The sequence below is a fragment of the Bacillus cereus group sp. N6 genome (assembly GCF_016483705.1).
Lineage (GTDB): Bacteria > Bacillota > Bacilli > Bacillales > Bacillaceae_G > Bacillus_A > Bacillus_A wiedmannii.
Genome location: NZ_JAEHBI010000039.1, coordinates 39,467 through 50,331, shown reverse-complemented (window position 1 = coordinate 50,331; position 10,865 = coordinate 39,467). Strand labels below are relative to the sequence as shown.

The following is a 10,865-nucleotide window of genomic DNA, read 5'->3' as shown; positions in this document are numbered from 1 at the left end:
GAACACGGAAGTTAAGCTCTCTAGCGCCGATGGTAGTTGGGACCTTGTCCCTGTGAGAGTAGGACGTCGCCAAGCAAAAACCTAAGTCGATTCGACTTAGGTTTTTTTGTGTTTATTTTTATTTACCAAATGTCATAATCCATAAATTGAATGACGCTAAAGAAGAGAAAAGAATGGAATAGAGGCTGTTTAAAGTACTAGCAATGATTTTTTGTTTTCTAGGTTTTCCGAGTGTTCCTAAAATAATCGTTATGATAGGAAACGTTATTTCTACCACAAGTATATATTTAAAAAAGTGGGATGATATAAATAAGTATTCAATCATTACAGCAAAGACTGCGATAAAAAGGAATAAATACGAAAAAAGTGTAGTTCGTTTTTTCATTATTGTCTTCCTTATAAATAAAATGAATATAAATGATATGCTTTATATTAAAGCATACGGAATAAGTATACAAACCGTTACGTGTACAATAGATCTCTAGAAATATAAATTCTAATTTCTTATCCTTCTTGCATATAGTTACAATTATTCTTTTGAATATAACTAAAACACGAACGTTATTGGTGAGTAATAAAAAAACATTCGATTATTTATTGACATTGTTTATGAAATATTGTTAATATAGCCATAGAAAGAATAATATATAAGACCTCATATAATCGCGGGGATATGGCCTGCAAGTCTCTACCTAACGACCGTTATTCGTTAGACTATGAGGGAAAGTCACTCGGTATTTTTCTATTCACAAGGGATACGTATGCCTGAGTAGAGCACTTTCTCTCATAGTAAAAGAGAAACTGTTCTATTTCAGGCTTTTTTTATTTGAATCGGGGGGATTCTAATATGAAATCACTAGTTGGAGTCATAATGGGAAGCACGTCAGACTGGGAAACAATGAAATATGCTTGTGACATTTTAGATGAATTAAATATACCGTATGAGAAAAAAGTTGTATCTGCTCATCGGACTCCGGATTATATGTTTGAATATGCAGAGACGGCTCGTGAACGTGGGTTGAAAGTTATTATTGCTGGAGCTGGTGGAGCAGCGCATTTACCAGGGATGGTTGCAGCGAAGACGAATCTTCCTGTAATCGGAGTTCCAGTTCAATCAAAAGCGTTAAACGGCTTAGATTCATTATTATCCATCGTCCAAATGCCAGGAGGGGTTCCAGTTGCAACTGTTGCAATTGGTAAGGCTGGTTCAACAAATGCTGGTTTACTTGCTGCACAAATACTTGGATCATTCCATGATGATATACATGATGCATTAGAATTGAGAAGAGAAGCAATTAAAAAAGATGTGCGCGAAGGTAGTGAGCTAGTATGACGAGAATCATTTTACCTGGAAAAACAATCGGCATTATTGGAGGCGGCCAGCTAGGAAGAATGATGGCATTGGCAGCTAAGGAGATGGGATATAAAATTGCTGTTTTAGATCCTACAAAAAATTCACCATGTGCACAAGTTGCTGATATTGAAATTGTTGCACCATATGACGATTTAAAAGCAATTCAGCATTTAGCGGAGATCAGTGATGTTGTCACATATGAATTTGAGAATATTGATTATAGATGTTTAAAATGGCTTGAAAAACATGCTTACTTACCGCAAGGCAGTCAGTTGTTAAGTAAAACACAAAATCGTTTTACAGAAAAGAATGCGATTGAGAAAGCTGGGCTACCAGTAGCAACGTATAGAATAGTTCAAAATCAAGATCAGCTTACTGAAGCAATCACTGAGTTATCATATCCTTCCGTCTTGAAAACGACGACAGGCGGATATGATGGGAAAGGTCAAGTTGTTTTAAGAAGTGAGGCTGACGTTGATAAAGCGCGAGAGCTTGCGAATGCAGCAGAGTGTATTTTAGAGAAATGGGTGCCTTTTGAAAAAGAAGTATCAGTTATTGTGATTCGTAGTGTAAGTGGTGAAACGAAAGTATTTCCGGTAGCGGAAAATATTCATGTAAATAACATTTTGCATGAATCTATCGTTCCAGCTCGCATTACAGAAGAACTTTCTCAAAAAGCAATTGCTTATGCAAAAGTGCTCGCGGATGAACTAGAACTTGTGGGAACACTAGCGGTAGAGATGTTTGCTACAGCTGATGGTGAGATTTATATTAATGAATTAGCACCAAGACCTCACAATTCAGGACACTATACACAGGATGCATGTGAAACGAGTCAATTCGGTCAACATATTCGAGCAATCTGTAATTTACCTCTTGGAGAAACAAATTTGTTAAAACCAGTTGTCATGGTAAACATTTTAGGCGAACATATAGAAGGGGTCCTAAGACAAGTGAATAGATTAACCGGGTGCTATTTACACTTGTATGGAAAAGAAGAAGCAAAAGCGCAGCGAAAAATGGGGCATGTTAATATTTTAAATGATAATATTGAAGTCGCTCTAGAAAAAGCGAAGAGTTTGCATATTTGGGACCATCAAGAACAACTGTTGGAGGGAAAAAGATGATTAGTCGTTATACACGCCCAGAAATGGGTGCAATTTGGACGGAAGAGAACAAATTTAAAGCATGGTTAGAAGTTGAGATTTTAGCTTGTGAAGCATGGGCTGAGCTTGGCGATATTCCAAAAGAAGATGTTAAAAAAATCCGTGAGCATGCATCATTTGATATTGATCGTATTTATGAAATTGAAAAAGAGACACGTCATGACGTAGTTGCATTCACTCGTGCTGTATCAGAAACACCAACATTAGGTGAGGAACGTAAATGGGTTCATTACGGTTTAACATCTACAGACGTAGTAGATACAGCGCTATCTTACATCTTAAAACAAGCGAATGAAATCATATTAAAAGACTTAGAAAACTTTGTAAGCATTTTAGCTAACAAAGCGAAAGAGCATAAATACACGATCATGATGGGAAGAACACACGGTGTTCATGCAGAACCAACAACATTTGGTTTAAAACTTGGTCTTTGGTATGAAGAAATGAAACGTAACGTAGAGCGTTTCAAACAAGCTGCTGATACAGTTCGCGTTGGTAAATTATCTGGTGCGGTTGGTACATACGCAAATATCGATCCATTCGTAGAAAAGTATGTTTGTGAAAACTTAGGATTAGAAGCAGCACCAATTTCAACACAAACATTGCAACGTGATCGCCATGCTCATTACATGTCAACACTTGCACTAATCGCAACATCTATCGAAAAGATGGCAGTTGAGATTCGTGGTTTACAAAAGAGTGAAACACGTGAAGTTGAAGAGGCTTTTGCAAAAGGCCAAAAAGGCTCTTCTGCAATGCCACATAAACGTAATCCAATCGGATCAGAAAATATGACTGGTTTAGCTCGTGTTATCCGCGGTTATATGATGACAGCGTATGAGAATGTTCCATTATGGCATGAGCGTGATATTTCTCACTCTTCGGCAGAACGCGTAATTTTACCAGATGCTACAATCGCATTAAATTACATGTTAAATCGTTTCGGTAATATCGTTAAAAACTTAACTGTATACCCAGAGAATATGAAACGCAATATGACAAGAACATACGGCTTAATTTATTCTCAGCGTGTAATGCTTACATTAATCGACAAAGGTATGGTACGTGAAGAAGCTTATGATATCGTACAGCCTAAAGCGATGGAAGCTTGGGAAACACAAGTACAATTTAAAGAGCTTGTAGAAGCTGATGAGCGTATTACGAGCAAGTTATCACAAGAAGAAATTAATGAATGCTTCAACTATGAGCATCATATGCAACACGTTGATACAATCTTTGAACGCCTTGGGTTAAACGAAGCGTAAAATTTCATATGGCACAGAATAGAGTCATTCTGTGCCATTCTTTATAAAAACATTATTCACATTTTTCAAACTACAGGGGGCTTGCGAAATGCAAAAGCTAGAATTGCTGTATGAAGGTAAGGCAAAAAGAATTTATCGTACAGAATCAGCAGATATGGTTTGGGTAGAGTACAAAGATAGTGCGACTGCTTTCAATGGGGAGAAAAAAGAGACGATTACAGGAAAAGGTCGTTTGAACAATGAGATTACAACTTTATTGTTCAGAAAGTTACAAGAAGTAGGAATAAAAACACATTTTGTAGAGAAGTTATCTGAAACAGAGCAACTTGTTAAAAAAGTGAGTATTATTCCTCTAGAAGTTGTCACAAGAAATGTAATTGCAGGAAGTCTTTCAAAACGATTAGGAATGGAAGAGGGAACTGTACTTGCAGAACCGATCGTAGAATTTTACTTCAAAGATGATGATTTAGGAGATCCGCTTGTAACGGAAGATCATATTCGTGTATTAAACGTTGCATCACCAGAGCAAGTAAGCGTATTACGAGATATGGCTCTACAAATCAATCAAGTGTTGATTGATCATTTCGCAAGCTGTCGTGTAAGACTAGTAGATTTCAAATTAGAGTTTGGTGTAACAGATGAAGGAAAAATCATTTTAGCAGATGAAATTTCACCAGATACTTGCCGTTTATGGGATGAAACGAGCAATGAAAAATTTGATAAAGACGTATTCCGTCGTGACCTTGGAAATTTAACAGAAGCTTATGAAGAGATTTTAAAACGTTTAGGGGGAATTTCACATGTATAAAGTTAAGGTATATGTAACGTTAAGAGAAAGCGTATTAGATCCACAAGGAACAGCAGTAAAAGGGGCACTTCATAGTCTTTCGTTCACAGAAGTACAAGACGTTCGAATTGGAAAATATATGGAATTAACAATTGATAAATCAGTATCTGACCTTGACGCAAAGGTAAAAGAAATGTGTGAAAAACTATTAACAAACGTTGTAATGGAAGACTTCCGTTATGAAGTTGAGGAGGTTGTCGCACAGTGAAATTTGCAGTCATAGTATTCCCAGGTTCGAACTGTGATGTCGATATGTTCCATGCAATTAAAGATGAGCTTGGTGAAGAAGTAGATTACGTTTGGCACGATAGAGAGAATTTAGATGAATATGATGCAATTTTACTACCTGGTGGATTCTCTTACGGTGACTATTTACGTTGTGGTGCTATTTCTCGCTTCGCGAATGCAATGAAAGCAGTGCAAAAAGCTGCTGAGCAAGGAAAGCCGATTTTAGGTGTATGTAATGGATTCCAGATTCTTGTTGAATCAGGATTACTACCAGGAGCGTTAATGAGAAACGAAAACTTAAAATTTATGTGCCGAACAGTTCAGCTGCGTGTTGAAAATAATGAAACGATGTTTACATCACAATATGAAAAAGATGAAGTAATCAATATTCCAATCGCGCATGGTGAGGGGAATTACTATTGTGATGAAGAGACTCTTAAACAATTAGAAGAGAATAATCAAATCGCATTCCGTTACGTAGAAAATCCGAATGGAAGCGTTTCAGATATTGCTGGTATTGTAAATGAAAAAGGAAATGTACTTGGTATGATGCCACACCCAGAGCGTGCTGTAGATGAATTACTTGGCGGTGCTGAAGGGTTAAAAGTCTTTCAATCTATCTTAAAACAGTGGAGGGAAACATATGTCGTTAATGCTTGAACCAAATCCAACACAAATTAAAGAAGAGCGCATATATGCGGAAATGGGGCTAACAGACGAAGAGTTTGCCATGGTTGAAAAGATTTTAGGCCGTCTGCCAAATTATACAGAAACAGGATTATTCTCTGTTATGTGGTCTGAACATTGCAGTTATAAAAATTCAAAACCAGTACTTCGAAAATTCCCAACAACAGGTGAGCGCGTTCTGCAAGGACCTGGGGAAGGTGCTGGAATTGTAGATATCGGTGATAATCAAGCGGTTGTATTTAAAATGGAAAGTCATAACCATCCTTCTGCTATTGAACCATATCAAGGAGCAGCAACAGGCGTTGGTGGTATTATCCGTGACGTATTCTCTATGGGAGCACGCCCGGTAGCTCTATTAAACTCACTTCGCTTCGGTGAATTACAGTCACCACGTGTGAAATATTTATTCGAAGAAGTAGTAGCAGGGATTGCAGGATACGGTAACTGTATCGGCATTCCGACTGTTGGCGGCGAAGTACAATTTGATCCATGTTATGAAGGAAATCCACTTGTAAATGCAATGTGCGTAGGCTTAATTAATCATGAAGATATTAAAAAGGGGCAAGCGCACGGTGCTGGAAACACAGTAATGTACGTAGGAGCATCAACTGGTCGTGACGGTATTCACGGTGCAACATTCGCATCTGAAGAGTTATCTGAAAGCTCAGAAGCGAAGCGTCCAGCAGTTCAAGTAGGAGATCCATTTATGGAAAAACTTCTTATTGAAGCTTGCTTAGAACTTATTCAGTCGGATGCACTTGTTGGAATTCAAGATATGGGTGCAGCTGGTTTAACATCATCTTCTGCAGAAATGGCAAGTAAAGCAGGTATGGGTATTGAAATGTACTTAGATGATGTACCACAACGTGAAACAGGAATGACACCATATGAAATGATGCTATCTGAATCACAAGAACGTATGCTAATCGTTGTGAAAAAGGGTAGAGAGCAAGAAATAGTAGATTTATTTGAGAAGTATGGTCTTGCAGCCGTTACGATGGGGAAAGTAACGGAAGACAAAATGCTTCGCTTATTCCATAAAGGTGAAAAGGTAGCTGAAGTACCAGCAGATGCTCTTGCAGAAGAAGCACCAATTTATCATAAGCCATCAAAAGAAGCAGCATACTTTGCTGAATTCCAGGCAATGAAAATGGAAACACCAAAAGTAGAAAATTATAAAGAAACGTTATTCGCTCTATTACAACAACCGACGATTGCAAGTAAAGAGTGGGTTTATGATCAATATGATTATCAAGTTCGCACAAGCACAGTTGTTACACCAGGTTCAGATGCAGCAGTTGTACGTGTACGCGGTACAGAAAAAGGATTAGCAATGACGACAGATTGTAACTCTCGCTACATTTATTTAGATCCAGAAGTGGGCGGTAAAATTGCAGTAGCAGAGGCAGCACGTAATATCGTATGTTCTGGGGGAGAGCCACTTGCAATTACAGATTGCTTAAACTTCGGTAATCCAGAAAAACCAGAAATCTTCTGGCAAATTGAGAAATCAGTAGATGGTATGAGTGAAGCTTGTCGCACATTACAAACGCCAGTTATCGGCGGAAACGTATCAATGTATAACGAACGTAGTGGTGAAGCTGTATACCCAACACCGACAGTTGGGATGGTTGGACTTGTACACGATTTAAAACATGTAACAACACAAGAGTTTAAGCAAGCTGGCGATTTAGTTTATATCATCGGAGAGACGAAAGCTGAGTTTGGTGGAAGTGAATTACAGAAAATGATTCACGGCAAAATTTTCGGTCAATCACCAAGCATCGATCTAGACGTAGAATTAAAACGTCAAAAACAAGTATTAGCAGCAATTCAAGCTGGCCTTGTTCAATCTGCTCATGATGTTGCAGAAGGTGGTTTAGCAGTTGCAATTACTGAGAGTGCAATTGGTGCAAATGGTTTAGGTGCTACTGTGAAATTAGACGGAGAAGCAACAGCGGCATTATTTGCTGAATCACAATCTCGCTTCGTTATAACTGTAAAACGTGAAAATAAAGAAGCGTTTGAGACGGCGGTAGAAGCAATTCAAGTTGGAGAAGTGACAAATACAAATGAAGTAACAATTCATAATGAAGAAAATGAAGTATTACTTACAGCAAATGTAGATGAAATGAGAAAGGCTTGGAAAGGGGCAATCCCATGCTTGCTGAAATAAAGGGGTTAAATGAAGAATGTGGCGTTTTCGGAATTTGGGGGCATGAAAATGCAGCACAAGTTTCGTACTACGGATTGCATAGTTTACAGCACCGTGGACAAGAAGGCGCAGGCATCGTCGTAAATAATGGTGAGAAAATCGTCGGTCACAAGGGGTTAGGTTTAATATCGGAAGTATTTTCAAGAGGTGAGCTAGAAGGCTTAAACGGAAAATCAGCAATTGGACACGTACGATATGCGACAGCTGGCGGAAGTGAAGTTGCTAATGTTCAACCATTATTATTCCGTTTTTCTGATCATAGTATGGCATTAGCTCATAACGGAAATTTAATTAACGCAAAGATGCTTCGTCGTGAATTAGAGGCAGAGGGAAGTATTTTCCAAACAAGTTCAGATACAGAGGTACTTTTACATCTCATTAAACGTAGTACGAAAGATTCTTTAATTGAAAGTGTAAAAGAGGCTCTAAATAAAGTGAAAGGTGCGTTTGCATATCTTTTACTAACTGGAAATGAAATGATCGTTGCGCTAGACCCGAATGGATTCCGTCCTCTTTCAATTGGAAAGATGGGAGATGCTTACGTTGTAGCATCAGAAACATGTGCTTTCGATGTAGTAGGTGCAACATACATTCGTGATGTAGAACCAGGTGAATTACTTATCATCAATGATGAAGGAATTCATGTAGATTGTTTTACAAATGAAGTAGATCATGCAATTTGTAGTATGGAGTACATTTACTTTGCACGTCCGGATTCTAATATTGCAGGTATTAACGTCCATGCAGCACGTAAAAACATGGGAAAACGTTTGGCGGCAGAAGCTCCTATTGAAGCTGATGTTGTTACTGGTGTACCAGACTCTAGTATTTCAGCGGCAATTGGTTATGCGGAGGCGACAGGAATTCCATATGAGTTAGGATTAATTAAAAATCGTTACGTTGGACGTACGTTTATTCAACCTTCTCAAGAACTGCGTGAGCAAGGGGTTAAGATGAAGCTTTCAGCAGTAAGAGGCGTAGTTGAAGGAAAACGAGTTGTGATGATTGACGATTCTATCGTAAGAGGAACGACGAGTAAACGAATTGTTCGTATGCTTCGCGAGGCTGGAGCGACAGAAGTCCATGTAAGAATTGCTTCACCACCTCTTAAGTATCCATGTTTCTATGGCATTGATATTCAAACGAGAAAAGAATTAATCGCAGCAAATAATTCAATAGAAGAAATCCGTCAAATCATCGGAGCAGATTCTTTAACGTTTTTAAGTGAAGATGGATTAGTAGATGCAATTGGACGTCCATATGAAGGGAAATACGGCGGTCTATGTATGGCGTACTTCAATGGAGATTATCCAACAGCTCTTTATGATTATGAGCAAGAGCTTTTAGAAAGTATGAAATAAGAAGAAAAAAGCTTCTACTTCTTTTGATGTAGAAGCTAGCTTCTTTCTTAAAATGGCCCGCCCTGAATAGGGAGAAATTAAAAGACGAGGTGTAGATAACGATGGCGAATGCATATAAGCAAGCAGGAGTAGATATTGAAGCTGGATATGAAGCGGTATCTCGCATGAAAAAACACGTACAAACAACAATGAGAAAAGAAGTACTAGGCGGTCTAGGCGGTTTTGGAGGTATGTTTGATTTATCAAAATTTGCATTAGAAGAACCTGTATTAGTATCTGGAACAGATGGCGTGGGAACAAAATTGATGCTCGCTTTTATGGCAGATAAACATGACACAATTGGTATTGATGCAGTAGCAATGTGTGTAAATGATATTGTTGTCCAAGGAGCAGAGCCGCTTTTCTTCCTTGATTATATTGCTTGTGGTAAAGCTGAACCTAGTAAAATTGAAAACATCGTCAAAGGTATATCAGAGGGCTGTCGCCAAGCTGGTTGTGCATTAATTGGTGGAGAAACAGCTGAAATGCCAGGAATGTATTCTATGGAAGAATACGATTTAGCTGGTTTTACAGTTGGAATTGTTGATAAAAAGAAAATTGTAACAGGTGAAAAAATTGAAGGTGGTCAAGTATTAATTGGCTTAGCATCTAGCGGTATTCATAGTAATGGTTATTCTTTAGTACGAAAAGTATTACTAGAAGATGGAGAACTATCTTTAGATCGCATTTACGGACGCTTAGAACTACCTCTTGGTGAAGAATTATTAAAACCAACGAAAATTTATGTCAAACCTATTTTAGAACTATTGAAGAAATATGAAGTATACGGTATGGCGCATATTACAGGTGGCGGATTCATTGAAAATATTCCACGTATGTTACCAGAAGGAATCGGTGCAGAAATTGAATTAGGATCTTGGAAAATTCAACCGATCTTCAGTTTACTTCAAGAAGTGGGAAAACTAGAAGAGAAAGAAATGTTCAATATTTTTAACATGGGTATTGGTATGGTAGTAGCGGTGAAGGAAGAAGAGGCAAAAGATATCGTTCGTCTTCTTGAAGAGCAAGGAGAAACAGCTCGTATTATTGGACGTACTGTACAAGGAACTGGCGTTACCTTCAATGGGGGCACGGCACTATGAGTAGATTAGCAGTTTTTGCTTCTGGAAGCGGCTCTAACTTTCAATCTCTCGTTAATGCGGTAGAAGAAAAAAGATTGGATGCAGAAATTAGTTTATTAGTATGTGATAAACCAGAAGCACGTGCTGTTGGACGGGCACATTATCATCATATTCCGTGTTTCGCCTTTTCAGCGAAAGCATATGAGTCAAAAGAAGCATTTGAAAAAGAAATATTAAAGAAGCTAGAAGAGTATGAGATTGATTATGTTATTTTAGCTGGATATATGCGTTTAATTGGGCCGACTTTATTAGGAGCGTACGGTGGGAAGATTATTAATATTCATCCGTCACTATTACCGAGTTTTCCTGGTAAAGATGCTGTCGGTCAAGCGTTAGAAGCAGGTGTGAAAGTAACTGGAGTAACAATTCATTATGTAGATGCAGGTATGGATACAGGTCCAATTATTGCGCAAGAAGCAGTAGTTGTTTCTGAAGGGGATACGAGAGAAAGCTTACAAAAGAAAATTCAACAAGTTGAACATAAATTATACGTAAATACAGTGAATCAAATTGTTCAGTCTGCGAAAGAAACAACTGTTAACTAACATACAACCAGGGGTG

Annotated in this window: 11 protein-coding genes and 1 riboswitch; of the genes, 10 read left to right on the top strand and 1 reads right to left on the bottom strand. The window is 38.1% G+C overall.

The window, feature by feature from the left end:
• Positions 1–118: 118 nt before the first annotated feature.
• Positions 119–385, bottom strand: coding sequence for a hypothetical protein (locus JDS99_RS22730; RefSeq protein WP_199695759.1), 267 nt, complete (start codon positions 383–385; stop codon positions 119–121).
• A 250-nt stretch (positions 386–635) separates the two neighbouring features.
• Positions 636–737, top strand: a riboswitch (purine riboswitch).
• A gap of 110 nt (positions 738–847) precedes the next feature.
• Between JDS99_RS22730 and purE the strand changes: the two genes are divergently transcribed.
• From purE to purN, 10 genes are all read left to right on the top strand, one after another.
• The gene (gene purE / locus JDS99_RS22725; RefSeq protein ID WP_000839368.1) at positions 848–1,333 is read left to right on the top strand and encodes a 5-(carboxyamino)imidazole ribonucleotide mutase; all 486 of its coding nucleotides are present in this window, start codon (positions 848–850) and stop codon (positions 1,331–1,333) included.
• Entirely contained in the window at positions 1,330–2,481 is a 1,152-nt protein-coding gene (gene purK, locus JDS99_RS22720) for a 5-(carboxyamino)imidazole ribonucleotide synthase (RefSeq protein ID WP_088061521.1), read from the top strand. The genes purE and purK overlap by 4 nt, the downstream gene beginning before the upstream one ends.
• A complete protein-coding gene (purB, locus tag JDS99_RS22715; RefSeq protein ID WP_000625686.1) occupies positions 2,478–3,785 on the top strand; it encodes an adenylosuccinate lyase in 1,308 nt (435 codons plus the stop codon). The genes purK and purB overlap by 4 nt, the downstream gene beginning before the upstream one ends.
• Before the next feature lie 88 nt (positions 3,786–3,873).
• Positions 3,874–4,593 carry a phosphoribosylaminoimidazolesuccinocarboxamide synthase gene (gene purC / locus JDS99_RS22710; RefSeq protein ID WP_087982204.1) on the top strand — a complete coding sequence of 240 codons (720 nt, stop codon included), beginning with the start codon at positions 3,874–3,876 and terminating at the stop codon, positions 4,591–4,593.
• A complete protein-coding gene (purS, locus tag JDS99_RS22705) occupies positions 4,586–4,840 on the top strand; it encodes a phosphoribosylformylglycinamidine synthase subunit PurS (RefSeq protein WP_000278821.1) in 255 nt (84 codons plus the stop codon). Before purC ends, purS begins: the two co-directional genes overlap by 8 nt.
• Positions 4,837–5,520, top strand: coding sequence for a phosphoribosylformylglycinamidine synthase subunit PurQ (purQ, locus tag JDS99_RS22700; protein WP_000666772.1), 684 nt, complete (start codon positions 4,837–4,839; stop codon positions 5,518–5,520). Before purS ends, purQ begins: the two co-directional genes overlap by 4 nt.
• On the top strand, positions 5,504–7,723 hold the full coding sequence (gene purL / locus JDS99_RS22695; RefSeq protein WP_046958904.1) for a phosphoribosylformylglycinamidine synthase II: 2,220 nt from the start codon (positions 5,504–5,506) through the stop codon (positions 7,721–7,723). Before purQ ends, purL begins: the two co-directional genes overlap by 17 nt.
• Positions 7,708–9,123, top strand: coding sequence for an amidophosphoribosyltransferase (gene purF / locus JDS99_RS22690; RefSeq protein WP_199695758.1), 1,416 nt, complete (start codon positions 7,708–7,710; stop codon positions 9,121–9,123). The genes purL and purF overlap by 16 nt, the downstream gene beginning before the upstream one ends.
• A 101-nt stretch (positions 9,124–9,224) precedes the next feature.
• On the top strand, positions 9,225–10,265 hold the full coding sequence (gene purM, locus JDS99_RS22685; protein ID WP_088061523.1) for a phosphoribosylformylglycinamidine cyclo-ligase: 1,041 nt from the start codon (positions 9,225–9,227) through the stop codon (positions 10,263–10,265).
• Positions 10,262–10,849 carry a phosphoribosylglycinamide formyltransferase gene (gene purN, locus JDS99_RS22680; RefSeq protein ID WP_000088583.1) on the top strand — a complete coding sequence of 196 codons (588 nt, stop codon included), beginning with the start codon at positions 10,262–10,264 and terminating at the stop codon, positions 10,847–10,849. Before purM ends, purN begins: the two co-directional genes overlap by 4 nt.
• Positions 10,850–10,865: the final 16 nt, after the last annotated feature.

Coding starts and splice junctions, on each gene's coding strand:
- purL (WP_046958904.1), top strand. CDS start 5,504: ATGTCGTTAATGCTTGAACCAAATCCAACACAAATTAAAGAAGAGCGC.
- purB (WP_000625686.1), top strand. CDS start 2,478: ATGATTAGTCGTTATACACGCCCAGAAATGGGTGCAATTTGGACGGAA.
- purN (WP_000088583.1), top strand. CDS start 10,262: ATGAGTAGATTAGCAGTTTTTGCTTCTGGAAGCGGCTCTAACTTTCAA.
- purK (WP_088061521.1), top strand. CDS start 1,330: ATGACGAGAATCATTTTACCTGGAAAAACAATCGGCATTATTGGAGGC.
- purC (WP_087982204.1), top strand. CDS start 3,874: ATGCAAAAGCTAGAATTGCTGTATGAAGGTAAGGCAAAAAGAATTTAT.
- purF (WP_199695758.1), top strand. CDS start 7,708: ATGCTTGCTGAAATAAAGGGGTTAAATGAAGAATGTGGCGTTTTCGGA.
- purM (WP_088061523.1), top strand. CDS start 9,225: ATGGCGAATGCATATAAGCAAGCAGGAGTAGATATTGAAGCTGGATAT.
- purE (WP_000839368.1), top strand. CDS start 848: ATGAAATCACTAGTTGGAGTCATAATGGGAAGCACGTCAGACTGGGAA.
- JDS99_RS22730 (WP_199695759.1), bottom strand. CDS start 385: ATGAAAAAACGAACTACACTTTTTTCGTATTTATTCCTTTTTATCGCA.
- purS (WP_000278821.1), top strand. CDS start 4,586: ATGTATAAAGTTAAGGTATATGTAACGTTAAGAGAAAGCGTATTAGAT.